Genomic DNA, 24,473 nt, shown 5'->3' with positions numbered 1-24,473 from the left:
CAGCGCCAATGGTACTATGGCTCAAGCCCTGGGAGAGTAGGTCGCTGCCAGGCCTGCAAAGGACATCCCCTCTTCACTCCCCAACAACAACAACGCCGCGCTGAAACCTCAGCGCGGCGTTGTCGTTTGTCTTGGTGCGTCAGCTCGGGCGGCGACATGCTGCCGGGGTCGAAGCTCGAGCCCCGCGGAGCTCTCGAGGCCAGAGTCCGCCGCCGATGACTCGCGCCGCGACTGAGGTCGGGCTAGCGATGCTAGGATGACCATGCCGCATCGGTTCGCCCGCGCGGCCAACGCGATTGAAAATGATCGAGAGGCGCGGATGGAGACGACCTCGGCGGGGCAGCCGTATCGCCTGAGCGCAATTGCGAGCTTTCATGCCCACATCTATTTCGATGATGTCACTCGGGCCGAAGCCGCGCAGCTGCGGCAGTGGATTGCCGACCGCTTCCTTGTGACGCTCGGGCGTTGGCATGACGCGCTGGTCGGGCCTCACGAGCGGCCGATGTATCAAGTCGCCTTCGCGGTCGACGTGTTTCCAGTGCTGGTGCCATGGCTGATGCTCAATCATGGCCGCCTCAGCGTGCTGGTGCATCCGAATACGACGGAGCCGTTGGCCGATCACACCGCGCACGCGTTGTGGATCGGACAGCCGCTCGGCATCCGCGGCGAGAATCTTCCCTCGCACGGCGAGGCAGAGCTGCCGCGCGAGCCGAACACCACGCCGACGATCGCCGCCTGAGCTCGCGCGCGCACTGGTGGCCGCGCCGTCTCCGTACGGTCGGAGCCTGGGCGGACTTGCCGGACTACAGCGTGCGCGCGAGATCGAACGCGCGGAGAATGACCTCGGCGGCATCGATGTCGAAATTGCTCGGGCCTAGCAGGCGCGGCGCCAGCGGGCGGCGGCCGGGCAGGGCATGTCCGCCACCTTCGACGCGATACAGCGACACGCCGCCGATCACTTGGCAATCGCGCCAGCTGAGTTGCGTGACGGAGGTGTCGCTGGCGAGATCCCGATGCGGCAGCGCCGCGGCCTGGCGCACGCCGCAGCCGTCGCGCCGCGCAAAGAACTCCGCCGTCTTTTCAGCGCTCCACACCCGGCCGCGCCCGCCGCGCAGCCCGACCTCGCCGCCGCGATAGGGCACCATCGGATCAGCCGTGCCGTTGATCATGACCACCGGCACCGGCCGCGCGGCGCAGGGCGCGGTGCCATCCGGCATGTTGGCGATCACCGTGCCGATCCCGGCAAACAGCTCCGGCGCCTTGCAGGCCAGGGTGAAGCTCATCATGCCGCCATTCGAAATGCCGGCAAGATAGATGCGCCGGGGGGCGGCCGTACCGTCGGCGACGAGGTGCCGCACCAAGGCGCGGATGAAGCCGACATCATCGGGACCGCCGGAGCGGCCGTCGTTCCATTGCCGGTCGAGGCCATCGGGAAAGACCGCGGCGAAGCCATGAGCTCTCGCGGCTTCGGCAAAACCGGTCGTGCGCGCGGCGCCGGCGCCGCTGCCGAGCGCGCCATGGAGCACGATCACAGTCGGCTGCGGCGTCTTGCCCGTGGTCATCACCATCGCATGACGCGGACCATCGCTTGTGTCGATGGTGATGCCGCGCTCCGCGGCGACCGCCGTGGTCGAGACGAACAGAGCCGCTGCCATGGCGGCCATGAACGATCGGAGATGTGACGTCATGAGCATCCTTCTCGGCTGTCGGGTGACTCCCCGCGGTGGGGCTTCTGTCCGGGCGCGGCGGCCAGCACGCGCAGCCGCATCGCCCAGCTCCGGGCTGCCGCGAGGTCGCGGGCGATCGCAATCCATTCGCCAAATGCGATCCGCAACGGATTGAAGCTCGGCGCAACGCCGACGAGGCCGTAGCGCAAGGTTTCGCCGGCCGGGGCCTCGGCGAAGCTACCGAACAGCCGGTCGAAAATGATGAGCACGCCGCCATAGTTGCGATCGAGACAGGACTCGTTGGCTGCGTGGTGGACGCGGTGATGTCGCGGCGTGTTCAGCACATATTCGAGTGGACCGAGATGCGGCGCGAGCTCGGTATGGATGAAGAACTGGTAGAGCAGATTGACGCCGAGCATGCCGATGATGGCGAGCGGATGGAAGCCGAGCAGCGCCAGCGGCAGATAGAACAGGACATGACCGGAGACCTCGCTCGTCCAGCCGAGACGAATGGCGGCGGTCAGGTTCAGATGCGTCGAAGAGTGGTGCACGGCATGCGTGGCCCACAGCCAGCGAACCCGATGCGAGGCGCGATGGTGCCAGTAGTAGACGAACTCGCTGGCGAGAAACAATGCGAGCAGGGCGAGCGGCCGGCTCGCGTCGAAATCGAAGATCCTGTGGCGATAGGCGATGGTGAAGGGAAAGGCCGCGACGAGCGCGACCATTGCGCGGATCAGATGCTGTCCGATCGCGATGGCGAACGAGGCTGCGGTCTCGCGCAGGTCGTGAGTCTCGCGGCCTGCTAGCCGGCCGAGCCCATATTCCAGCGTCATGAAGCCGAGCGCCGTCAGCAGCACGATCATGCGCGTCGACGGCGGTAGGGAAGAGAAGATGGGCATGGCGCGCATCCGGCCTCATCGAATGGAGGCGGCGCGCCGGTCCGCCCCGGAGAGGCAGGCGGACCGGCGACATCGATGCTTCAGGGAGGCCGCGAGCAGCAACGCTACGGCGTCCGTTCAGCGCGTGACGGTGCGGCTGTAACTGTAGGAGTTGCCGCGCGGTCCCGTGCCCTGGCCCTGCCGGGTGCAGCTGCCGTCACTGCAGCTCGCGGAGCCGGAGCGCGACCAGCTGCGGCCGGCGGGACCTGTGCCGCCACCCTGCCAGGCGCAGGCGCCGCCGGAGCAGCTGCCGGAGCCGCCAAATGAGGTGGTGCCGCGCGGTCCGGCGACCGAGCCGCTGCGGGTCCAGGCATTCGCGTCGACCGCGGCTGCCGCCGAAAGGACTGCCACGAGCAAAAAGGTCGCGATGGATGTCTTCACGTCAGTCTCCCAATTCGTTCGCGCCGGCGATCGCGTCGCCTGCAGAGGGATACTGTGCGTTGGATGTCGCGGGCGGATGCACCGCCGGTGTCGTTTGGTCGCGGTGATTGGCCGGATTGTAACGGCTTGTCACGCGATCGCCGTCCGATACCGCAACATCGAGCGGCGCGGCGGGCTCTGGTCCAGCCGCACCCTCGACGTTCCGGCGCCTGTTCAGGCCGCTACCGGCCCGTCGGTGTGCTTCACCACCTGGTCTTCGTCGCCGTGTTGACGTTGATCACCGCCGTGGCCGTGTTGGACGTGGTTGTCGCCGTGTTGTTGATCAGGGTCAGCAGCTTGTAGTAATCGACGACCTTGGCGTTGGCGACGTACATCACGTCCTTGCTGCGCATCTGGAAGCCCGAGGCCAGCAGCATGCCGGAGGGGTCGCGCAGGTTGACGTGGTAGATGGTCGGAATGCGGTCGTAGATGAAACGGCTGGTATCGATGCCGAGCTTCTGCAGCAGCGGGCGTTCCTCGTAGCGATAGAGGAAGACCTCGGCTGGATCCGATTGCTGATCGTTCAGGCCGCCCGCCTTGCCGATCGCCTGGGCCAGCGTCAGCGTCTCTGTATCGAACGAAATCTCGGAATTGAAGCCGAAGACGTTCTGATTGAGGGCGCCGAGGGCCGTGAAGGTGGGGGATTCCCGCGTGATGTAGACGACGTCGTTCGGGCGGATGAAGATGTTCTCGCGCGGATCCTGCACCACGCGGCTGAGCAGCACGCGCACACGTTTGCCGTCCCGCTGCAGGGTCACGTAGCTTTCGATGGCCTCGTGCTTCGGGCCGCCCGCACGTGCAATCACCGCCAGCAGGCGTTCGCCCACGCTGTTGAGGGCCAGCACGCCCGGCGTATTGACGTCGCCGAGCACGCTGACCACGCTGGAATGCTGCTGGTTCAGGCTGACGACGACCTGCGGCTCGAGGGCGCGCTTCTGGAGCCGGAAGACGATGTCCTGCTCGATCTGCGGCAGAGTCCGGCCGGCGGCGGCGATCTCGCCCGCATAGGGAACGCGGATATTGCCTTGCTGGTCTACCGCCTGCGCCGGCAGATCCACGAAGTTGCCCGGGCGGGCGCCGGCGGCCGTGGGCGGCGTGAACAGTCCGCCTGGGGCGGCTTCGAAAATGGAAACGTTCAGCACGTCGCCGATGCCGGCGACCTGCACCGGCTTCGGCCGCTTGTCCGGAAACACGCCCTGGAACGTGACCATGTTGGGCTGCGACAGGAAGCCGATCGTCTCGGGGCTGATGTCGACCAGCGCATAGGGAAGCGCCGTGTTCGACCGCACGCTGGCCGTGGCGTTGTCGTTCACTGCGTCGCTGGTCGGTCCTGTTCCGGGGAGCAAGGAACAAGCTGGCAGAAGCGCCAAGATCACCAGAGTTAGGAGCGCGCGCGAGCCACGGCAAAGGCTATGAAAGCCGCTCGGGTCCGCTGCGCTGTTGCGCACAGGAGACCCCCCGCCGCCGGTCGACCCGCGCGGATTGATCAAGGCCTTCAAACCCATCCCCGAATACAGCAAAAATACGTTTCCCCACGCTGCTCCCTCCACCAAGAAGGGAGAACGTCCCACATATTTCAACCTACCCGGCGGCCATACTGGACGAAAGCGCACCGCCGTGCGGGGTGGTCCGCTTTTACCCGGCCGTGCCAATTAGGTCACAGTCTTACCTTACCATATTACCGCAACGAGCTGTCAACTCCGCCGGAGGTCCATGGTGGACGGATGATCCGTTCGACCTAACAGGAGCCCAGCAATTTTAAGCACAAAGCCGTTGCGCAACGGTTAGCCTGAGTCGCTTCGCTCAGGCAGGGGGCGACGACATCGCAGGCCGCGCAACGAGTCGGTGAGCCAAGGCCGTCGGACGGGGCGCCGGGACCGCAAGCGGGCGGCCGGCTGTCCAAGGCCGCCGATCAAGTCTATGCTGCTGCGCCAGCCCTTGAGGCTCTTTGCAACGGAGCACGCAATTGTCGAACGTGATCAGGATCGCCGCAGCTGCTTTCGCGATCGCCTTCACGGGCCTATCCGATCCCGCGTCCGCGCGCGGCCTCTATCCGCTGACGGAGTGCGGGCCGGATCTCAGCAGACTCTGCCGGCTGCACGGGGCATTCGAGGCCACTCCGTTTCATTACAATCTCGCGATTCATCCCGGGTGCATTCGGCGTGTCGCCGTCCAGACGCCCCGGGGCGTGCTGTACCGCCGCGCGCTGGTGTGCGGAGCGCCGGAACGGCCCATGGTGTGGTAACCCCGGCCCCTTCCTCGGCGTCTCCGAAGGGCGCCGGACGCTCCGCTCGGCCGCTTCATGGTCAAGCTTGGCGCAAGATGGCGGCCGCGATGGCTGATGCGGGCCGTGCTCGTTTCGACGGCTGGCGCCCGCCCCAGCCGTGTTCGGGAGTGTCGATCATCGCGCGGACGATTAAATGGGCAGTTCCGCACCGTGTTTTTTACGTGATCTGAAATTAAATTAATCGTGTCCAGACGATTCCGCGCGGTCGGAGACATAAAACGGTAGACTGAACAAACTAAAGCTTCAATTGTACCGGACCAAAGGTGCTTAATAAGTCCTTTCTGGCAATGCGGTAGCATTTTACTGCAAACCGTAGCGAGTGCCAGAAGTATTTAATGTCTTGCTGTCAGATGGTAAATTAACTTGTCGCGAGTGGTTAATTTAATTTCTAAAATCGAATCCGTGCATCGTCGCGATGACGGTTTGCCGGAACTCGAGAAAAATCCCTCAAAACTCGCCAATGAGTGGGGTCCGTCCTTGTGTGACGAGCTTGGTACCGCGTTGATCGAGGATATTGAGACGGATGGCGGCGGTGGCGCTCTGAATGCTGTCCTGAAATCGCTGAATAAGATGCGCCTTGCGAAATCACGTTTCGGCCGGCCATCGTCGGGCCGTTCGCCGCAATCCGCGCTGCGGTCTCAGATCGAGCTTTGTGATGCCCTGCTCGAGGAGATCCAATCCATCAGCAGCAGCCTGGGCAAGCGCGCGAAGAAGTCCGCGGCTCCCAGGCGTCGCCCGATGGCCACGCGGCGCCGCCGCGGGACGGCTCATTTGATCGCGCCCCAGCCGGCGGTGCCGGGTCGGACCAGGCAGCAGAAATAATCGCATCGGAAATTGATCGGCGCGGCGGCCGGCCGTCATGGTCGCGCCGGTTGCCGGCGCGAGGCGACGGCCGCTCAGCATCGACCCCGACGGCGCATCAGATCGCCCAGTGCTGCTGTCGCTGGCAGCGACGGCCGGACGTCATCCGGGCGTTCTTCAGCCGTCGTATCGCGCAAAGACGGCGCCCCGAGACGGTGCCGGCCGGAACCCATGTCACCGGTGGGCGGAGGATCGGGCCGCCGGGTGATCGCAGCCGTCCTCCACGCCACAGCCGATCGCGCGGCAGTCAGTTTCCGCTGCCGGTGGTGTGCCTGTCTCACGCCGCGCGACCCCGGATGCCGTCGGCGCGACGTGTTTGAGTCTGATTCGCATGAGCGCGCCTGAAGGATCCCGTGTTTGGCGAAGGCGCTTGATTCGCCGAATCGATGTCGGCGGCTTTGCGGCATGTTCACGATGCGGGCTCAATTAAACCAGCTCGCGACATTTTGTGCGCATGCAAAAATATCTCGATCCGGGTTATCGGGGTGCTCGCCCAAATAGGTTGTAAGCCCTCGCGGCAGCTTTGAAAAACATGGCGCGGTGAAAATGTTCAGCGACCGAATTCGGCACCGTTTGATCATCAAACCTACGTCACTTTGACGCGATCTTGCCTCAATAAGCAGCGAATCCGTTGCAAATCGTGTTGATTCGGCGACTTCTTCCAGCGTGCAGACGAATGTTGCCACAATCTGGGGGCGGTGCGACATAATTTCGGAAAAGGGGGTTGCGGGTTGATAATTGTTTGAGTTACAACCATTAGGTCTAGCCGGATTGGTATAAACTCAAATATTCAGTTTTTCCGAGCGTGAGCCACTTGCGGAACGAAATACCGAATTATATGACGTTAATTCGGCAGGATAGAGATCACAGACAAAGGTCGCTGCATGTCCACCAAGAAGATCGATTTCGAGGCGATGTCTTTCGATGACCTCTGGTCTCTCCATGAGCAGATCAGTCAGATCCTCGCTGTGAGGATCACGTCGGAGAAGCGCGAACTCGAACGTCGTCTGGCGGTTCTCAACCGCAGCCGCGGTGCCATCGAAGGCGCCGGCAGCGAGGGTGGGCAGTCCTACACCACCAGCGGCAAGGCGCGGCGGAAATATCCCCGGGTCCTGCCGAAGTATCGCAACCCACAGACCTCCGAGACCTGGTCCGGCCGAGGCAAGCAGCCGCGTTGGCTGGTGGCGGCGATCAAGACCGGGCATCGGATCGAGGAATTTGCGATCAATGGGGCTGGCGCTTCGAAAAGTCGCCGTCAGCGCGCCTGATCGGGGTAGCTTCAATCAAGCTCGCCGAGCCGATAGTTGAGCGACGCTGCGCGTCGATACTGGGCCTGATTCGCCCTCTCAGCATCCACGAACGACATGTGAGCGGTTTGACGCCGCAACGTCGCGATCCGCCGATCAAGACCTGACCGAAGTGGGCCCGTCCGATCTGCCCCGCACGGCTCCGCCGATTGGCTCGCGATCATCATCTGTTGCGAATGCGCCTAATAGGCATTGTTGCCGCGGATCAGCTCGATCGGCGTCCTCAGCAGGATCGCGACGTCGAGCGACAGGCTCCAATTGTCGATGTACCAGAGGTCGAATTCGACGCGCTGTTCGATCGACGCACGCGTGGGCGTGGGGCCGCGGCAGCCATGCACCTGCGCCCAGCCGGTCAGTCCGGGCTTGACACGGCGACGGAACGCGTAGTTGCGCACGAGCTTGTCGAATTCGTTGTCGTGCGCCAATGCGTGGGGGCGGGGGCCGACCAGGGACATGCTGCCGTCCAGGACGTTGAGCAACTGCGGCAGCTCATCGATGCTGGTCCGGCGCAGCCAGGTCCCGAGCCGGGTGAACCGGCTGTCGCCGATCTGGGCCTGGACGATCGAAGGCCCGTCCTCGAGAACGGACATCGTGCGAAACTTGTAGATCTGAAAAGATCGGCCGTTGAATCCGCAGCGTTGCTGCCGGAACAGCACCGGCCCGGCCGAGTCGAGCTTGATGGCGATCGCCACCAGCAGGAGCAGCGGCGACATCAATGCCAGCGCGATGCCCGCCAGCATGACGTCCATGAGCCGCTTGGTGGCGTGTTCGAGCGGGCTCAGCAGGCCGCGCTGCAGCTCGATGCAGACCGCATTGCCGAGTTCGCGGCACGGCCGCTTGAAGATGTCCGAAGCCGTTCCGACCGGCACGAAACTCACTGGAAACGGCAGGACTCTCAGCTCCGCGCCGAGCGTTCGCAGATCGGACCAGGGTTCGGGATTGGCGCCAACGACGATCTCTTCGATATCGGAGCCGCGCACATAATCGATCACGCTCGAAACGATCCGCTGCCGCTGATCCGGATCCGCGTCGGGCTCAGGAAGCAGGAAGTGTCGCTGGACGCGAAAGCCGGTGTCGGTGAGCACCTGGGTCAGCCCGGCGTTGTCCTTGCTTGCTTCATCGGTGATCAGAACGATGTTTCGGCCGGAAAATCGTCTCTCCGCCAGCCCCTTTGCCAGCAGATATGCGGTGGTGCGGCGATGCAGGATCAGCGCCGCGAGCCCGAACATCGCGAATACGATGCTGGTGCCGCGCGAGAATTCGCTCCCGATCTTGAGCGCGAACAGCGCGCCGGCCAGCACGAGGAACGCCGTGACCCAGGTCAGGCAGGCCGCGCGGATCTGGCGCGGCAGGATCAGGAGCTCGGCCGGCCGGTACATCCCGCGGATCTTCATCAGCGAGACGAACAGCGCCGACACGAGGATCGCCAATCCGAGCGATTTACTGACGTCGTTGGCTCCCGCCGGATCCTGCAGATGATACAGAAACCCGGACAGGACGCTCGACATGGTAATCGTTGCAATGTCCGCCGCGATCGCGAAGGGCTCCACCGAGTCGTAGTGGACGGGCCATTTCCGCCCTTGGAATTGTCGTTCCAAGAGGACGGCCGGCATGCCATTTCGATCGAGAGTCTTGGGCTGATCCACGTAATGCATGGGATGTCGGTGTTCGAAACTCGGTTAAATAGCGATTAGCCGTCATTATATGTTTTGGCATTTAATTTAAACAATTAAAAACTGCCATTGGGATTTATTCGCGCCGTCGGACATCTCCCGATACCGCGGCGAGGCCGGTGACGCCGGAATGCCGGTTCTGGAGGACGGAAACGAGGCCGCTCGCCCCCTCCAAGTCGGTCCTGGCAATGCCCGCGTGACGATTTAATGTTCGTGAAACGGATATTTCAATGCGGGCGGCCAAGAATGGCATTTAAAAAGAGATATAATTGGATTATTAATCCGGTGCCGGGCGCCCGCGACGCGGGTGACGCGTCCGCAGCCGACCGAATGCAGGGGGAGGTTTTCCTCGTGCAGCCGGGAGGGCGAAGCGAGGGCGCGGCGAGCTGTCTTCGAGGCCGGCCGGCGAGATTGGAAGATTATGATGCTCATTTCAAAGATTGAGAACCCGAAGGACGTCGCGCCATGAAGGTCGTATTGTTCTGTGGAGGGCTCGGGACGCGGATCCGGGAATATTCCGAGAGCATTCCGAAGCCGATGATTCCGATCGGCCACCAGCCGATCCTCTGGCACGTCATGCAGTATTACAGCCAGTACGGGCACCGGGATTTCGTTCTGTGCCTGGGCTACAAGGCCAATGTGGTGAAGGACTATTTCCTGAACTACAATCAGGCGTCCACCACCGACTGCACGATCTCGCAGTTCGGCAAGAAGGTCGAGCTGCTGGGCGATCGCCCCCCGGATTGGCGGGTTTCGTTGGTCGACACCGGCATCTGGCGCAACATCGGCCAGCGACTGCGGGCGGTCCGGCACATGGTCGAGGGCGAGGAGATCTTTCTCGCCAACTACAGCGACGGCCTGACGGACGCGCCGCTGCCGGAGATGATCGATCGTTTCAAGCGCAGCGGGAAGATCGGCTGCTTCATCGCCATCCACCCGCCGATCAGCTTTCACCTCGCCGAATTCGACGCCGACGGCACCGTGGGCCGCATGGCAGCGAGCAACGATTCCAACATCTGGATCAACGGCGGCTACTTCATCTTCCGCAAGGAGATATTCGACTATATCGACGAGGGTGATGAGCTCGTCGTGCAGCCGTTCAAGCGGCTGATCGACCGCGGCGAGCTGATGGCCTATCGCTACGAAGGGTTCTGGCGCGCCATGGACACGCTCCGTGACCGCCAGGTGCTCGAGGAGATGATCGAGCGCGGCGACACGCCCTGGCAGCTCGGCGCCAACCTTCCGGCGGTGGTGAACGGATGAGGGCCCTGCAGCTCGCCGGTCGCGGCGACCGGCTGTCGGTCCTGTGTCTCGGCGCGCACTCCGACGACATCGAGATCGGGGCCGGAGGCACGCTGCTGTCCTGGCTCGACCAGGGCGTCCGCCTGGATGTTCATTGGTGCGTGCTCAGCGGCAATGGCGAGCGCGGCGTCGAGGCGCGGGCGTCTGCCGACGACTTCCTTGCCGAAGCCGCCGGCCGCAATCTCGAGATCATGCAGTTCCGCGACGGCTTCTTCCCCGAGCAGGGGGAGGAGATCAAGGCCTGGTTCGAGCAGCTCAAGGGCCGGATCAACCCGGACGTCATTCTCGCTCACCGCCGCGACGACGCCCATCAGGATCATCGGCAGGTCAACCGCCTGGTCTGGAACACGTTCCGCGATCATCTCGTGCTGGAGTACGAGATTCCGAAATGGGACGGCGATCTCGGACGGCCAAATGTCTACATGCCCGTCTCCGAGCGGATCATGAAGCGGAAGGTCGCGCTGCTGATGGCGCATTTCGGCAGCCAGCGCTCCAAGCAATGGTTCGACCCGGAAACGTTCATGGGACTGGCGCGACTGCGGGGCATGGAATGCCGCGCCGCCGAGCGCTATGCCGAGGCATTCGTCGTGCGCAAGCTGTCCTTGGGGTGAACGGCGGCCGAATCCGTTCGCCGTGAGGTCCTCGCGGCGGACGCATCAATGTCCGATCGGCAATGTCCGATCTGCGAGGAGATGATCGGCGCTTGGCCGCGATGCGTGGCTGCGGCCGGCAGTCAGCCGGCCGCCCGTCGGGGACGTTCGACGATCTCCTCTGCCGGCGGACGCTCGATTGCGGTGGCCGGCACCTTCTCCAGCCAGACCTCGCGCCACCACGCATAGATGCCGCGCGGGCAGAATAATCGGTTCTCGCTGTAGCGCGACTGGCAATAGACGCCGTCGAGAATGACGGCCGGTGTCTTCATCCGCCGGATGTAGCCGGTGCGCTCGTCGATGAACTTCTCGACGCGCGTTCGCACCCGGAACACCTTTCCGCAATAGGGCACCATCTCGGCGTCGAAGCCCATGCCGCGGTTGTTGGTCTGCTTGTCGATGGTGGCCAGGATGTCCTTGTGCGGGCGGACGCGGACGAGATCGCCGGGCTGCAGCCCGAGATCGGCGATCGGCGCGTCCTTGTCCGTCAGGAGATCTCCGCGCTTGCGCGGAAACGGGACGCCGTCCCACAGCGACTGGATGCGGTCGTAGATCCAGCGCGCGGGCCGGCCGAGCCGCGGACGGCGCGCCATGGTGGCGCCGACATAGGCGAAGTAGAGAAAGCCCTTCAACATCTTCGCGAGCGAGACATTGCCGGACGCGACATCCTCAGCGTATTGCCGGGCGTCCCACCATTTGAGCGGCTGGGTGTAGGTCGGCAGCTCGGTTGCCTGGCAGGCGTAGCGCGGGCCTTTTCCCGGCTGCTGATCCGGCGACTTCGTCGCGTCCCACACCGCGCGCACCGTGCATCCGCCGGACGGCTGAGGCGCAGCCGCGCGGTCCGGGCCGGCCGGCGCGGGTTTGGTCGCATCCACCGGGGAGAGCCACGCCTCCTTCCAGAAGATCAGGCAGGCCGCCTGGCAGCCGCCATAAGCCTCGCCGTCACAGCGGTGCTCCAGATGCACCGCGTTGGGAAGGCGCCGGCCGAGCCATTCTCCGGTGTTGTATCCGGTGACCGTGTCGCAGGTCTTGTGGGCGCGCTTGTAGACCTGGAAGCGTTGACCGCACCATTTGAACATCTGCGGCATGAACGGCAGCCCTTCCAGGCGCCCGTTTGCGTCGAGAGTGGCCAGGATCTCTTCCTTGCTGCGCACTTCGACCCAGTCGCCGGCGGATAGTGTCATGCTCTGTCTTTCAATGCTTAAATCAATGCGTCATCGAGGCGGGCGGGGCATCCCGCGCGGGACGCCTCATTTGCCAGTGATCGAATTAAAGCTGCCGAGATCTGCGGTCAACATTTGTCCCTTTTGTGGCGTTATTTAATTTGAGCCAATTAATTAAATCAAGAGGGCGCCTGATGTCCCGCCGGCCGGATGGTCGCGACATCAGGCGGATCGGGGTAAATACACGGGTTTTCACGGAGTTTTATGTGCCGCGCCGGAGAAAACGGCTGCCGACGTCGCTTGCTGACGGATTCACTGGACGCTGGCTAGAAAATTAAATTATAATCTATTGGAGGGTGATTTAAATTCTCGTTTTGGTTGGTGACATAGAGGGTGCGATTTTGAAGGTACTGATCACCGGAAACATGGGCTATGTGGGTCCGGTCGTCGCGCGGCATCTGCGGGCGCAGCGCCCGGATGCGACGCTACACGGCTTCGACAACGCCTATTTCGCGCACTGCCTGACCGGAGCGCCGGTTGTTCCGGAGCGATGTCTCGACGAGCAGATCCATGGCGACGTCCGCGACATGTCGCTTGACCTCCGTGGCTATGACGCCGTGGTCCAGCTGGCGGCGATCTCCAACGATCCGATGGGCAATCGCTTCCAGGAGGTGACGCTCGACGTCAACCAGAACGCCACCGTATCGCTCGCCAGGAGGGCTGCGGCGGCTGGTGTGAAGAATTTCGTGTTCGCGTCGAGCTGCAGCGTCTACGGCATCGCCGACGGACCGCCGCGCAAGGAGAGCGATCCGCTCAATCCCATCACGGCCTACGCCAAGTCGAAGATCGGATCGGAGCAGGAGCTCGCCGCCATCGACACCGGCATGACCATCACCTGTCTGCGCTTTGCGACGGCCTGCGGCATGTCGGATCGGCTGCGGCTCGACCTCGTCCTCAACGATTTCGTGGCCTGCGCGCTCACCCGTCGCCAGATCAGCGTGCTCTCCGACGGCACCCCCTGGCGCCCTCTGATCGACGTCGCCGACATGGCGCGGGCGATCGACTGGGCGATTGACCGGCCGGCGGCGACGGGCGGCCGCTTCCTCACCATCAATGCCGGCTCCGACGACCGCAACTACCAGGTCAAGGATCTCGCCAATGCGGTGGCTGCGCGAGTGCCCGGGACCAGCGTATCGATCAACACCTCCGCGCCCGTGGACAGCCGCTCCTACAAGGTCGATTTCGGCCTGTACCGCTCCCTCGCACCCGATCATCAACCGCAGGTCACCCTGGACCAGTCGATCCAGAACCTGGTCGAGGGTCTCAAGAGAATGCAGTTCAAGGATGCCGAGTTTCGCTCGTCCGATCTGATCCGTCTCAAGGTTCTGCAGGACCACATGGAGACGGCCAGGATCAACGACAGGCTGCAATGGACGTGATCGCGCCGGGCAGACGTTCGCCTCGGCCGGCAAAGACAGTGACGGAGACACCATGGAACTGACCCTTCCCACCGCCGTCGGCGTCGCGCCCAAGTGCCGGCACTGCGGCGACGACCTGACCCTCAAGCTGATCGACCTCGGCGCCTCGCCGGTCGCGAACGACTACATCGATCCCGCCAACTACATGCGCGCGGAGCCGTTCTATCCGCTGGAGACCTTCGTCTGCCGCGAGTGCCGTCTGGCGCAGACACGCGACCTCCTGGCCGCGTCCGAGATCTTCCGCGCCGACTATGCCTATTTCTCCTCGCACTCCACCTCATGGCTCCAGCACGCGCAGCGCTACGTCGAAGCCATGGCCGATCGCTTCAAGCTCGGTCCGGCCTCGCGGCATGTCGAGATCGCGTCGAATGACGGGTATCTGCTGCAATACTCCCTCCAGAAGGGGATCGACTGCCTTGGCGTCGAACCCTGCGAAAGCGTTGCGCTGGCTGCACGTACCAAGGGCATCGAGACCCGCATCGAGTTCTTTGGCCGCAACTATGCGACCCGCCTCCGGGAGGAGGGCTGGTCGGCCGATCTCCTCACGGCCAACAACGTGCTCGCGCACGTTCCTGATATCAATGACTTCGTCGGTGGCGTCAAAATTCTGCTGGCGCCGGAGGGCGTCGCGACCTTCGAGGTCCAGCACCTGCTGACCCTGATGCAGCGGCATCAGTTCGACACCATCTATCACGAGCATTTCTCCTATCTGTCGCTGATCGCGGGCCTGCGCATCTTCGCACGGGCGGGCTTGCGCGTTTTCGACGTCGAGCTCCCGGAAACGCATGGCGGCTCGATCAGGTTCTTCGTCTGTCACGAGGGCGCCGCTCATGCGGAGAGCCCGAACGTCGCCGACGTCCTGGCACGAGAGCGGGCCTATGGGTTGCATGACGACGCGATCTACATGGCCTGGAACGAGCAGGTCAAAGAGACGAAGCGGGCTCTGCTCGAGCTGCTGACGGCACTGAAGCGCGACAACAAGAAGATCGTCGGCTACGGTGCCCCGGCGAAGGGCGTGACGCTGCTCAATTATTGCGGGATCCGCACCGATTTCCTCGACTTCACGGTCGATCGCGCCCCGTCCAAGCAGGGCCGCTACATGCCGGGCGTTCGCATTCCGATCCTGCCGCCGGAAGCGATCTTCGAAGCCAAGCCCGACTACGTCCTGATCCTGCCGTGGAACATCAAGAGCGAGATCAAGGCGCAGATGGCGGCCATCCGCGACTGGGGCGGCCGGTTCATCGTGCCGGTCCCCAAGGCGACCATCGAGGAGTAGAGCAGGGCATTGCCGCACGATTGCGCGAAGAGTTTTGAGCCATGAGGTTTGTCCAGCTGGGACGGTCGGATGCGCGGCTGATCGAGCTTACCGTTCGCTCCGACGAGCGCGGCAGCTTCACGCGGACTTGGTGCGCGAAGACCTTTGCGGAGCAGGGCGTCGCGTTTATCCCGGTGCAGGGCAACAGCTCGGTGACCCGTCTCCGCGGCACCGTCCGCGGCATGCATTTCCAGCGCGCGCCGAAGCCCGACGCCAAGATCGTCCGCTGCAGCGCCGGCTTGATCCATGACGTCATCGTCGACATCAGACCGGATTCTGCGACGCGCGGCGAGGTCTATGCCTGTGAGCTCGGTCCCTCGACGGCGCGGATGCTCTACGTCCCCGCGGGCTTTGCCCATGGCTTCCAGACGCTGACCGACGACGTGACGGTCGAGTATCTGATGGGTGAGGACTATGTCGAGGAGCTCTCGGACGGTTTCCGGCACGACGATCCGATGATCGGCATCCGATGGCCGCAGCCGGTGACGGTGTTGTCGGCCAAGGATGCCGCCTGGCCCTCGCTTGCTGAGCGGGAGCTGTGGTGAAGCAGCATGACGGCAGCTCGGTGTCTTGGGGGAGGAATCTGGCGGCCCCGGAGCGGCCCGATCGCCTCGAAGGTTCTGACTATTTGTCGAGGAGGATCACGGAATGACGAACATTTTCGTTGATGCCATCATGTCCGATGACGAGCGGCGCCAGAAACTGTACGAGGGTGCGCTGTTCCTGTACTCGCCGACGCCCTCGCTCGATGCGCTGGTCGCGTTTGCCAGGGAGCTGATCGAGGAGGCGTTTCATCCTTACGATCCGCGGACGGCGCAGTTCGAGCTTCCTGTCGAGCGCTACGTCGAGATTCTCGTCAGGCTGAAGCCATTCTTCATTCATCACGCCCGGTCGAAGGAGCTGGTGCAGGGAGCGCTCCGCGAGCTTGGCTGCGATCCCGAGCTGACCTATTTCGACGTGCCGCGGCTGCGGTCGGCAACGAGCGACGACTACCTCACCACCGGGATCGCATTCGCATTCCACCCTCATCGCGACACCTGGTACTCGGCGCCGCCGTGCCAGCTCAATTGGTGGCTGCCGGTGTATGACATCGCGCCAGACAATGGCCTTGCATTTCACCCGCGCTATTTCGACGAAGCGATCAAGAACGGCTCCAGGAACTATAACTATTACGAGTGGAACCGGACCTCGCGCGCATCGGCGGCGCAGCACATCAAGACCGATACACGGGTGCAGCCGAAGCCGGAGCAGGAGATTGCACTGGATCCACAGATCCGGGTGATCGCGCCGAGCGGCGGCGTCACGATCTTCTCCGGAGCTCATCTGCATTCGTCGGTGCCGAATACCTCGGGCGTGACGCGGTTCAGCATCGATTTCCGCACCGTGCATTTTGCCGACGTCAGCGGCAGGCACGGCGCCGTCAACGTCGACTCGGAGTCCACGGGCACGAACCTGCGCGACTTCCTGCGGGTGACCGACCTCGCGCGGCTGCCTGAGGAGGTCGTCGCGCCGTATGATCAGGACGGGGCGCCCCGCGATCATCTGATCTATCGGCCGACGATCGTGCCGCTGGCGACCGGCGGTCTCGCAGCCGATGCCGCGCAGGCATCGGCCTGACGGATGATGCAAGGTTCGCAGGTCATGCTGGACATCCTCACATCATCGATTGGGCCGCGGGCGCCGGCGATCGATCTCCATGATCTGATTACGGAGCTGTTTCCAATCAACCGTAGCCTCACGGGAGCTGGGGTCCGTCAGACGCTCGAGATCGTCTCACGCTATGTCGACCTCGTGATTCACGAAGTGCCGTCCGGAACGCCCGTCCTCGACTGGCATGTGCCGGCGGAGTGGAACATTCGTCGCGCGACGATCTCGACCCTGGCGGGCCGCCCTCTCGTCGACTTCGCCGACAATAATCTGCATGTGATGGGCTACAGCAAGCCGGTCCAGGCGGTGCTCAGCCGCGCTGAGCTTGCGAAGCACGTTCATACCTTGCCGGAGCAGCCTGATCTGATTCCGTACCGGACCGGCTATTATGCCGACGATTGGGGGTTTTGCCTGCCGGATCGTCTCTGGCGGGAGATGACGGACGACAGCTACCACGTCGAGATCGATAGCGAGCTCTCGCAGGGATCGTTGACCTACGGCGAATTCTTCGTCCCCGGACAGACGGACAAGGAAGTCCTGATCACCTGCCACGTCTGCCATCCGAGCCTCGCCAACGACAATCTCTCAGGGATTGCCGTTATGACGGCGCTGGCGATGCGGCAAGCGCAACGGCCCCGCCGGCTCGGGTACCGATTTCTATTCCTGCCGGCAACGATCGGCGCGCTTGCATGGCTCGATCGCAACGAGCGGGATCTCGACCGTGTCGAACACGGCCTCGTCCTCACCTGTCTCGGCGACCCCAGTGGATTTCACTACAAGCAAAGCCGGCGGGGCGCGACCATCGATCGCGTCGTCGCGCATGTCCTGAAGCAATCAGGGCATCCTCACGAGATTCTGCCATTCAGTCCCTATGGATATGACGAGCGGCAGTTCTGCTCACCGGGATTCGATCTCCCGGTCGGGTGCCTGATGCGCGGCGTGCACGGCACATTCCCCGAATATCACACCTCGGCCGACAATCTGAATTTCGTCAAGCCGGACTGTCTCGACCAATCCTACGCCGTCATCGAGGAGGTGCTGGATCTGCTCGATCGTGACTGCATCTACGAGCGCGTCGATGGGCGAGGGGAGCCGCAACTGGGACGGCGTGGTCTGTATCGCGCGATTGCCGGTCAGCGCGAGGCAGGTGGCGCGACGCAGATGGACCTCCTCTGGGTCCTCAATCTGGCGGATGGCAGGCACAGCCTGCTCGACATGGCGATCCGGGCCGACGTTCCGTTCGCGCGAATCGAGGCCGCCGCACGGATCGCGCTGGACGCCGGCCTCGTTATCGTAACGTCATCGCCTTCTCCGTCAGCACCGGAGCATGTGAGCCGACAAGACCAGAGTGAGGCGTCATGAGTTCGCAACCGGGCAAGCCCCGCATCGCCGTCTTTTCACTCCGAAACATCTTCGGTAAGGCGCTCAATCGCGGCCCCCACGTCGAGTTCGAGGACATCATCTGCGAGGTCGATTCCGCCGAGCTGTTCGCGCCCGAGCTCGATCCGTCGCGCAGACGGGCGAGCTTCGCCACCCGTCTGGGCTACCACGCTCCGGTGCTGTTGAATCCTGGGATCGCGCGGATCCAGCCGCGGCAGCAATACGACGTTCTGTTCGCGATCTGTGGATTCCCGCAGGATCTGATCATGTTCGATGCGATCGAGGATCTGAGAGGGACGTGCAGGACCTCGGTGTGCCTGCTGGACGAGCTCTGGGTGAAGGAGATCGCCAAGCATCGGCATTTCCTGAAGATCCTCGCCAAGTTCGACGTCGTGATGCCGTTCCAGATCAGTACGGTGCAGCCGCTCAGCGAGGAGATCGGCCAGGCTTGCGTGCATCTTCCGCTCGCCATCGACGCGATCCGCTTTTGTCCCTATCCCGATCCCCCCGAAAGGGTCATCGACGTCTTCAGCATGGGGCGCCGCTCCCGTGTCACGCACCAAACGCTGCTCGCGATGGCGCGGGACAGCGGCCTGTTCTATCTCCACGACACGATCGGCGGCAGCCAGGCCATCGACCTCCGGGAGCACCGGGCCCAGATGGCAAACCTCGCCAAGAGGAGCAGGTATTTTCTGGTCAATCCCGGCAAGTTCGACGAGCCGCAGGAGACCGGGCGGCAGGTCGAGTTCGGCTACCGGTATTTCGAGGGCGCGGCATCGGGAGCCATCATGCTCGGTGAGCGTCCCGACAACGAACTCTTTCCGCGGTTGTTCGACTGGCCCGAGGCGATGGTCGACGTGCCGCACACGTCGCCCGACATCGACCGCGTCATCAGGGAGCTGGACGGTGACCCGGTCCGGCAGGACCGGATGCGGCGAAGCGGCATGGCCCAGACCTTGATGCGGCACGACTGGGTATATCGGTGGGAGACGATCCTGGAGGCCACGGGTCTGCAACCGATGCCGGGCGTCGCTGCACGCAAGGATCGGCTGAAGAGGCTGGCCGAGATGGCGGCCGGTCCGGGGGTGGCGCGCGAGCATGAATTAGATCGCGAGCCGGCATTGTTGGCGCAGTGATGTTTCAATCCTTCTCTCCGCCACAAAGTGGCGTCATCGCGCCCCGGCGGCCCATGTTTCGGCTGCAGACGATTTTATACCGGCTGCATTTCGACGATTGGATGTTTCATTGCCCTGTACGGATCTGTTTGGCCGTGACTGGGAATAGGAAAGTTGGTTGCAATGTTTGAAAGCGATTGAACGGAGATGTCGGAAGCCGTCGCCGCCTATTTCGAGGAACATCGGGAGTCGAACGATCTCGGACGCCGCGCGTTGCGCGGAGGTCTGATTTCCATCGTCATCCAATACGGCAATGCCGTGCTCCAGATCGGAGCGGCCATCGTCCTGGCCCGGCTGCTCGCGCCGGAGGATTTCGGGCTCGTCGCCATCATCACCGTGCTGACGAGCTTCGCGCCGCTCCTGATCGACTTCGGCCTGCTCGACGCCACCGCCCAGCGCAGCAGGATCACACCGGCCCAGGTCAGCGGCCTGTTCTGGGTCAGCACCGGCATCGGCGCGGCGGTGGCGATCGTCGTCGCTGCATCCAGTCCGCTGATTGCCTGGGTCTACGGTGATCCGCGACTGGAGCCGATTGCGCTCTGCGTCGCGATCACCTTCGTGCTGTCCGGGCTGACCAATCAGCACATGGCGCTGCTCCGGCGCACGTTGCAATTTGGCCGCATCGGTCGGATCCAGCTGTTCGGCACGCTGGCGGGGACGGTTGCCGCCGTCGCCATGGCGTTCGAGGGCTACGGCTATTGGGCGCTGGTCATTCGCCCCGTCGTGACATCGATCTGCGTCGTGGTCGCCGCGTGGTCGGCCTGCCGTTGGCGGCCCAGCGCGCCGGTGTTCGACGCCGAGGTGCGATCGATGGTGCGTTTTGGCCTCCACGTGGTCGGATTCACCGTGGCCTATACGTTGTCACGGGCGGTGGACCGGATCGCGCTCGGTCTGCTCTACCGGCCCGATCAGGTCGGGTACTACCAGAATGCGATGAACCTGTACGACAACTCGATCTATGCGGCGCTCAATCAGACGCATGCGGTGGGAAGCTCGGCGCTCAGCAAGCTGCAGTCGAATCCGGCTGCGCTGCGGCAGAAGTACGAGGCGGCGCTGTCGATCCTGGCGTTCTTCCTGATGCCGGCGGCGGCGATCCTCTCCGTCACGGCGGAGGACCTGACCGTCGTCCTGCTCGGGCAGAAATGGCAGGCTGCGGGAGCGCTGCTCAGCATCATCGCGCTGCGCGGCATTTCGCACGTCGTCGAGGGCTCGCAGGGCTGGCTGCATCTGTCGCTCGGACGGGCGGACCGGTGGCAGACCTGGGGCATCATCTCGCTCGTCGCGCAGGTCGTTGCGGTACTGGTGGGGCTGCCCTTTGGGCCGGTCGGCGTGGCCTGGGGCGTCGTGGTCGGATACTCGCTGATCGCTGTGCCGTCGGTCATGTATGCTGGACGTCCGATCGGCATCGGTGCGGAGGTCGTGATCCGGGCCGTCGGACCGCAGACCATCGGCGCCGTCGCGACCGCAGCTGCCGGCTGGTGGCTGCAAGCGATGCTTCTCGGGGCCTATCCCGTGCTCGTGCGCATGATCCTGTCCGGCTGCTTCTGCGGCTGTCTCTATCTCGCGATCGTCGTCGGCGTGTTCCGGGTCCGCGAGCCGCTCAGGATCGCAGGTACGATCGTCCGGGATTTCGCCGGCAAGCGCTGAGTGGGAGCGAAAGGAGCCTCGGACAGCACCGCACGTCGCGATTAACTATCGCAATCATTGAATACCCCATATAGAACATCCCGTGATTTAAATGCTTTAAATGGTCATGGCCAGCGACAACCACCCGGACTTGGATGTGATGGAGGCGGCTCCTGCGCCGTCGGCGCAGCGCGAACCCGAATGGTCCACAGCCGGTTTCGCCGACCGACGGCGGCTCAGCATCCTCAGCGTCTCGCACATGCCGGCGAGCCCACCGCGGTTCGGGGCACAGGCGCGCATGCACGGGCTGATGACCCAGCTCGCGCGCCGCCACGACCTCACGGCGGTGATGCTGGTCGATGACGCCTTCGACATCGACGAGTGTCGGCGGGCCATGCAGGCCTATTGCCGCGACGTGGTGCTGGTGCCGAACCCCTACGGCCGTGACGGTCTGGCGAAGCGGCTGCTGCAGCTGCGCTCGCTGGTCTCGTTGCGCAGTTTCGATCGGCTGCGCGTGGCCCTGCCGGAGCTGCAGCGGGCGCTGGATCGGGTGCTGCGGACGACACCGTTCGACATCGTCAATCTCGAATTTCCCTATCTCGGCCACTGCATGTTCCGTCAGGCGCCGGCCGGCGCGCCGCGGCCGCGGCTGATCGTGGACTCGCATGAGATCGCCTATGATCTGGCGCGGCAGTTCGCCGCCACGGGCGCGAGTCTGGGCCGCCGGCTCTACGCCGGTGCGAACTGGCGCAAGCTGCGCCGCGAGGAGATCGCGGCCTATCGCGAAGCCGATGGCGTTTATCTCTGCAGCGCGGACGACGAGAAGCGTCTGCATGACGACATTCCGAACGCCCGCACGGCGGTCATTCCCAACGCCGCCGATATCGACTTCTATCAGCCGCGCAGCACCGACCCCGCGCCCGACGGCCGGACGCTGGTCTATTTCGGACTGCTGTCGACGGTGCCGAACATCGATGCGGTCACGCATTTCGTGCGGGACATCTGGCCTCGTATCGCCGCGCGGCATCCCGATGCGCGCTGCAAGATCATCGGCGGCCGGCCGCCGCCGGCATTGACGGCGCTGGCCGGGCCGCGGATCGAACTGACCGGCTTCGTACCGGACCTGCGGCCGCACCTCGCCGCGGCAGCGGCCGTGATCGTCCCGCTGCGGCTCGGTGGCGGCACGCGGCTGAAGATCGTCGAGGCCATGGCGATGGGCAAGGCGATCGTCTCGACCAGCCTGGGAGCCGAGGGCATCGAGGCCATGCCCGGGCGCGACATCCTCATCGCAGACGAGCCCGACGCCTTTGCGGGCGCGGTCGATCGGTTGCTGGCCGAGCCCGATCTCGCGGCGCGGATCGGCGGCGCGGCGCGGCAGGTGGCGGTCGAGAAGTATGCCTGGAGCTCGGCGGCTCAGGCGCTTGAAGATTTCTACTGCGAGATCCTGGAGACAAGATCGTGATGAAGGCCGCGCTCATCGGGGCAGGGCAGATCGCCCGCCAGCATCTGGCCTGTCTCAACAGTTTGCCGGGCGTTCAACTGGCCGGCATCTGTGATCTGTCGCCGGCGACGGCGGAGGCCGCAGCCGAGCGTTACGCCATCCCGTCCTGGTTCACCGATCATCGTGCGATGCTGCAGACCGTCCGGCCCGATGTGGTGCATGTGACGACGCCGCCGACCTCGCATTTCCGGCTGGCGATGGATGCGCTCGAGGCCGGCGCGCATGTGATCGTGGAGAAGCCCGCGACCTCGACCTTCGACGAGCTGCAGACCCTGACGTTGCGCGCCAAGCAGACCGGCCGCCATGTCGTCGAGGACTACAACTACGTCTTCAACCGGGCACCGCAGGAGATACTCCGTCGCATCGAGACCGGCGAGTTCGGCGCCGTCACCCATGTCGACGTGCAGATCTGCCTCGACATCCTCGGTCCCGACGGTTTTGCCGATCCGAACTCGCCGCATCCGGCGCTCAGCCTTGCGGGCGGTGCGATCGCCGACTTCCTGCCGCATCTCGCCTCGCTGTCACATGCATTCGTCGGCCCGCATCGCAACGCGCATACCGTCTGGAGCAAGCGCAAGCCGTCGCCGCTGCCGTTCGACGAGTTTCGCAGCGTCGTCGAGGCCGAGCGTGGCACGGCGACGCTCGGCTTCAGCGCGAGCGCTCAGCCCGACGCGTTCTGGCTGCGGGTCTATGGCGAGCGGATGCAGGCGACCGCCAATCTGTTCGAGACGCGGCTGACGTTCGACGGCCCCCGCAACGTGCCGAAGCCGCTGCGCCCATTCTTCAGCGGACTGGACGAGGGCCGCGACATCCGCCGCGCGGCGCTGTCGACCCTGCTGCGCAAGTTCAAGGGCCCAGGCGCCTATGAGGGGCTGTGGGAGTGCCTGGCACGCACCTATCAGGCGCTAGGCTCGGGAACGGCCTTGCCGATCACGATGGAGGACGTCCTGGCCGTCAATCGGATGGTCGAAGCGATGAAGCCGGCGGAGCAGGCGGACATGAGGAAGCTGGCGATATGAAAGCCCTGGTCACTGGCGCCAACGGGTTTCTCGGCCGGCATGTCGTCGATGCGCTGCTGGCCCGCGGCATTGAGGTTCGCGCCATGGTGCGTCCGGCGACCCGCGTTGACGCGCTTGGCTGGCCGTCGTCGATCGACATCGTCAGGGCCGACCTGCGCACCTCGCGCGACCTTGTTCGCGCGTTCGAGAATGTGGATGTGCTGATCCATCTGGCGGCCGTGGTCGCCGGCGGCGAGGACGCGCAATTCGCCGGCACGGTAGGCGGCACCGAGCGGCTGCTCGAGGCGATGGCGGGGAGCGCCTGCCGCCGGCTCGTGCTGTGCAGCAGCTTCTCGGTCTACGACTACACGGCGACGCGCGATATCCTCGACGAAAGCGCACCGCTCCAGCAGACACCTGATGTCTACACCCGCGGCGGCTACACCGTCGCCAAATGGTGGCAGGAGCGGGTGACACGCCGTTACGTCGAGAAGCACGGCTGGGACCTCACCGTCCTACGTCCCGGCTTCATCTGGGGACGCGGTCACGGCTATCTTGCGGCGCTCGGCCAGCAGATCGGGCGCCACCACGTCGTGATCGGGCCGCTGACCCGCATCCCCATGACCCATGTCGAGAACTGCGCCGATGTCTTCGCGCTGGCGGCCACGGATTCGCGGGCGATCGGCCAGACGCTGAACGTCGTCGACGGTCCCGGCGAGCGGGTCTGGACTTATCTGTCGGACTACATGCGCGGCACCGGCGAGCGCGGCCTCCGGTTGCCCATCCCGCATTGGCTCGCCAGCAGCATCATACGGCTGGCGTTTGCGACCGTGTTCAGGCGGGCGACCAAAGTGCCGGCGATCCTGACGCCCAAGAAATTCGACGCGATGCTCAAGCCGCTGCGCTTCGACAATCGCAAGCTGAGGGACACGCTCGGCTGGACGCCGCCGCTCGACTACGAACAGTGTCTGGCGCGGACCTACGGTCCGTTGCCGGCTTCGGCGGCAGCGCCGGCGTCCTGGTCGTCTGGAACGGCTGCTTCCATTTGAGGGCCGCGTCCGCCATTTTGACGTCGCGCGTCTCAA

The 24,473-nt window shown here is 64.2% G+C and carries 22 protein-coding genes; 16 read left to right on the top strand and 6 right to left on the bottom strand.

Features of this window, described 5'->3' with window-relative positions:
* Nucleotides 1-319: 319 nt before the first annotated feature.
* A complete protein-coding gene (locus tag QX132_RS15925; protein ID WP_315812196.1) occupies nt 320-739 on the top strand; it encodes a DOPA 4,5-dioxygenase family protein in 420 nt (139 codons plus the stop codon).
* A 64-nt stretch (nt 740-803) separates the two neighbouring features.
* Here QX132_RS15925 and QX132_RS15920 read toward each other — a convergent pair whose 3' ends face one another.
* The 4 genes from QX132_RS15920 to QX132_RS15905 all read right to left on the bottom strand — a co-directional run bounded on the left by QX132_RS15920 (nt 804) and on the right by QX132_RS15905 (nt 4,596).
* On the bottom strand, nt 804-1,688 hold the full coding sequence (locus tag QX132_RS15920) for an alpha/beta hydrolase family esterase (protein WP_315739463.1): 885 nt from the start codon (nt 1,686-1,688) through the stop codon (nt 804-806).
* Nucleotides 1,685-2,566: a sterol desaturase family protein gene (locus QX132_RS15915; RefSeq protein ID WP_316161865.1), complete on the bottom strand. Its 882-nt coding sequence runs from the start codon at nt 2,564-2,566 to the stop codon at nt 1,685-1,687. The genes QX132_RS15920 and QX132_RS15915 overlap by 4 nt, the downstream gene beginning before the upstream one ends.
* 117 nt (nt 2,567-2,683) lie before the next feature.
* Nucleotides 2,684-2,986: a hypothetical protein gene (locus QX132_RS15910; RefSeq protein ID WP_315758308.1), complete on the bottom strand. Its 303-nt coding sequence runs from the start codon at nt 2,984-2,986 to the stop codon at nt 2,684-2,686.
* A 242-nt stretch (nt 2,987-3,228) separates the two neighbouring features.
* Complete coding sequence (locus QX132_RS15905; RefSeq protein WP_316161876.1) at nt 3,229-4,596, bottom strand: polysaccharide biosynthesis/export family protein; 1,368 nt, start codon at nt 4,594-4,596, stop codon at nt 3,229-3,231.
* A 404-nt stretch (nt 4,597-5,000) separates the two neighbouring features.
* On the opposite strand from QX132_RS15905, the gene QX132_RS15900 reads away from it, so the two are divergent.
* From QX132_RS15900 to QX132_RS15890, 3 genes are all read left to right on the top strand, one after another.
* Nucleotides 5,001-5,270, top strand: coding sequence for a hypothetical protein (locus tag QX132_RS15900; protein WP_409997705.1), 270 nt, complete (start codon nt 5,001-5,003; stop codon nt 5,268-5,270).
* Nucleotides 5,271-5,675: 405 nt separating this feature from the next.
* Nucleotides 5,676-6,134 carry a hypothetical protein gene (locus tag QX132_RS15895; RefSeq protein WP_315797546.1) on the top strand — a complete coding sequence of 153 codons (459 nt, stop codon included), beginning with the start codon at nt 5,676-5,678 and terminating at the stop codon, nt 6,132-6,134.
* 923 nt (nt 6,135-7,057) lie between these two features.
* Complete coding sequence (locus QX132_RS15890) at nt 7,058-7,441, top strand: H-NS histone family protein (RefSeq protein ID WP_315739468.1); 384 nt, start codon at nt 7,058-7,060, stop codon at nt 7,439-7,441.
* Nucleotides 7,442-7,662: 221 nt separating this feature from the next.
* Here QX132_RS15890 and QX132_RS15885 read toward each other — a convergent pair whose 3' ends face one another.
* Complete coding sequence (locus QX132_RS15885) at nt 7,663-9,135, bottom strand: undecaprenyl-phosphate glucose phosphotransferase (protein ID WP_315758304.1); 1,473 nt, start codon at nt 9,133-9,135, stop codon at nt 7,663-7,665.
* A 483-nt stretch (nt 9,136-9,618) separates the two neighbouring features.
* Between QX132_RS15885 and QX132_RS15880 the strand changes: the two genes are divergently transcribed.
* Both QX132_RS15880 and QX132_RS15875 read left to right on the top strand, forming a co-directional pair.
* On the top strand, nt 9,619-10,416 hold the full coding sequence (locus tag QX132_RS15880) for a glucose-1-phosphate cytidylyltransferase (protein WP_315739470.1): 798 nt from the start codon (nt 9,619-9,621) through the stop codon (nt 10,414-10,416).
* Nucleotides 10,413-11,066, top strand: a complete 654-nt coding sequence (locus tag QX132_RS15875; protein ID WP_315739471.1) for a PIG-L deacetylase family protein — start codon at nt 10,413-10,415, stop codon at nt 11,064-11,066. The genes QX132_RS15880 and QX132_RS15875 overlap by 4 nt, the downstream gene beginning before the upstream one ends.
* Nucleotides 11,067-11,188: 122 nt before the next feature.
* Here the strand turns inward: QX132_RS15875 and QX132_RS15870 are convergent, their stop codons facing one another.
* Entirely contained in the window at nt 11,189-12,289 is a 1,101-nt protein-coding gene (locus QX132_RS15870) for a hypothetical protein (RefSeq protein WP_316161863.1), read from the bottom strand.
* 380 nt (nt 12,290-12,669) lie between these two features.
* On the opposite strand from QX132_RS15870, the gene QX132_RS15865 reads away from it, so the two are divergent.
* The 10 genes from QX132_RS15865 (at nt 12,670) to QX132_RS15820 (ending at nt 24,437) form a co-directional block, all read left to right on the top strand.
* Entirely contained in the window at nt 12,670-13,707 is a 1,038-nt protein-coding gene (locus QX132_RS15865) for an SDR family oxidoreductase (protein WP_315739475.1), read from the top strand.
* A 52-nt stretch (nt 13,708-13,759) separates the two neighbouring features.
* Nucleotides 13,760-15,022, top strand: coding sequence for a class I SAM-dependent methyltransferase (locus QX132_RS15860; protein WP_316161862.1), 1,263 nt, complete (start codon nt 13,760-13,762; stop codon nt 15,020-15,022).
* Nucleotides 15,023-15,063: 41 nt separating this feature from the next.
* Nucleotides 15,064-15,606 (top strand): dTDP-4-dehydrorhamnose 3,5-epimerase, encoded by a 543-nt coding sequence (locus QX132_RS15855; protein WP_315739478.1) that lies wholly within the window; start codon nt 15,064-15,066, stop codon nt 15,604-15,606.
* Nucleotides 15,607-15,709: 103 nt separating this feature from the next.
* The gene (locus QX132_RS15850; protein ID WP_316161860.1) at nt 15,710-16,678 is read left to right on the top strand and encodes a phytanoyl-CoA dioxygenase family protein; all 969 of its coding nucleotides are present in this window, start codon (nt 15,710-15,712) and stop codon (nt 16,676-16,678) included.
* A gap of 24 nt (nt 16,679-16,702) precedes the next feature.
* Nucleotides 16,703-18,070, top strand: coding sequence for a DUF4910 domain-containing protein (locus QX132_RS15845; RefSeq protein ID WP_316161858.1), 1,368 nt, complete (start codon nt 16,703-16,705; stop codon nt 18,068-18,070).
* On the top strand, nt 18,067-19,224 hold the full coding sequence (locus tag QX132_RS15840) for a glycosyltransferase (protein WP_316161857.1): 1,158 nt from the start codon (nt 18,067-18,069) through the stop codon (nt 19,222-19,224). Before QX132_RS15845 ends, QX132_RS15840 begins: the two co-directional genes overlap by 4 nt.
* Before the next feature lie 186 nt (nt 19,225-19,410).
* Complete coding sequence (locus QX132_RS15835; protein ID WP_316161856.1) at nt 19,411-20,910, top strand: lipopolysaccharide biosynthesis protein; 1,500 nt, start codon at nt 19,411-19,413, stop codon at nt 20,908-20,910.
* Between the two features lie 100 nt (nt 20,911-21,010).
* Complete coding sequence (locus tag QX132_RS15830) at nt 21,011-22,351, top strand: glycosyltransferase family 4 protein (protein WP_410052866.1); 1,341 nt, start codon at nt 21,011-21,013, stop codon at nt 22,349-22,351.
* Nucleotides 22,351-23,409, top strand: a complete 1,059-nt coding sequence (locus tag QX132_RS15825; RefSeq protein WP_316161855.1) for a Gfo/Idh/MocA family oxidoreductase — start codon at nt 22,351-22,353, stop codon at nt 23,407-23,409. The genes QX132_RS15830 and QX132_RS15825 overlap by 1 nt, the downstream gene beginning before the upstream one ends.
* Nucleotides 23,406-24,437 carry an NAD(P)-dependent oxidoreductase gene (locus QX132_RS15820; RefSeq protein WP_316161853.1) on the top strand — a complete coding sequence of 344 codons (1,032 nt, stop codon included), beginning with the start codon at nt 23,406-23,408 and terminating at the stop codon, nt 24,435-24,437. Before QX132_RS15825 ends, QX132_RS15820 begins: the two co-directional genes overlap by 4 nt.
* The last annotated feature ends 36 nt before the right edge of the window (nt 24,438-24,473 follow it).

The sequence above is a fragment of the Bradyrhizobium sp. SZCCHNRI20481 genome, assembly GCF_032485055.1.
Taxonomy (GTDB): domain Bacteria; phylum Pseudomonadota; class Alphaproteobacteria; order Rhizobiales; family Xanthobacteraceae; genus Bradyrhizobium.
This window is presented reverse-complemented; position numbering and strand designations above follow the sequence as displayed.

Coding starts and splice junctions, on each gene's coding strand:
- QX132_RS15855 (WP_315739478.1), top strand. CDS start 15,064: ATGAGGTTTGTCCAGCTGGGACGGTCGGATGCGCGGCTGATCGAGCTT.
- QX132_RS15920 (WP_315739463.1), bottom strand. CDS start 1,688: ATGACGTCACATCTCCGATCGTTCATGGCCGCCATGGCAGCGGCTCTG.
- QX132_RS15840 (WP_316161857.1), top strand. CDS start 18,067: ATGAGTTCGCAACCGGGCAAGCCCCGCATCGCCGTCTTTTCACTCCGA.
- QX132_RS15820 (WP_316161853.1), top strand. CDS start 23,406: ATGAAAGCCCTGGTCACTGGCGCCAACGGGTTTCTCGGCCGGCATGTC.
- QX132_RS15825 (WP_316161855.1), top strand. CDS start 22,351: ATGAAGGCCGCGCTCATCGGGGCAGGGCAGATCGCCCGCCAGCATCTG.
- QX132_RS15880 (WP_315739470.1), top strand. CDS start 9,619: ATGAAGGTCGTATTGTTCTGTGGAGGGCTCGGGACGCGGATCCGGGAA.
- QX132_RS15885 (WP_315758304.1), bottom strand. CDS start 9,135: ATGCATTACGTGGATCAGCCCAAGACTCTCGATCGAAATGGCATGCCG.
- QX132_RS15875 (WP_315739471.1), top strand. CDS start 10,413: ATGAGGGCCCTGCAGCTCGCCGGTCGCGGCGACCGGCTGTCGGTCCTG.
- QX132_RS15845 (WP_316161858.1), top strand. CDS start 16,703: ATGCTGGACATCCTCACATCATCGATTGGGCCGCGGGCGCCGGCGATC.
- QX132_RS15860 (WP_316161862.1), top strand. CDS start 13,760: ATGGAACTGACCCTTCCCACCGCCGTCGGCGTCGCGCCCAAGTGCCGG.
- QX132_RS15850 (WP_316161860.1), top strand. CDS start 15,710: ATGACGAACATTTTCGTTGATGCCATCATGTCCGATGACGAGCGGCGC.
- QX132_RS15870 (WP_316161863.1), bottom strand. CDS start 12,289: ATGACACTATCCGCCGGCGACTGGGTCGAAGTGCGCAGCAAGGAAGAG.
- QX132_RS15925 (WP_315812196.1), top strand. CDS start 320: ATGGAGACGACCTCGGCGGGGCAGCCGTATCGCCTGAGCGCAATTGCG.
- QX132_RS15890 (WP_315739468.1), top strand. CDS start 7,058: ATGTCCACCAAGAAGATCGATTTCGAGGCGATGTCTTTCGATGACCTC.
- QX132_RS15915 (WP_316161865.1), bottom strand. CDS start 2,566: ATGCCCATCTTCTCTTCCCTACCGCCGTCGACGCGCATGATCGTGCTG.
- QX132_RS15830 (WP_410052866.1), top strand. CDS start 21,011: ATGGTCATGGCCAGCGACAACCACCCGGACTTGGATGTGATGGAGGCG.
- QX132_RS15835 (WP_316161856.1), top strand. CDS start 19,411: ATGTCGGAAGCCGTCGCCGCCTATTTCGAGGAACATCGGGAGTCGAAC.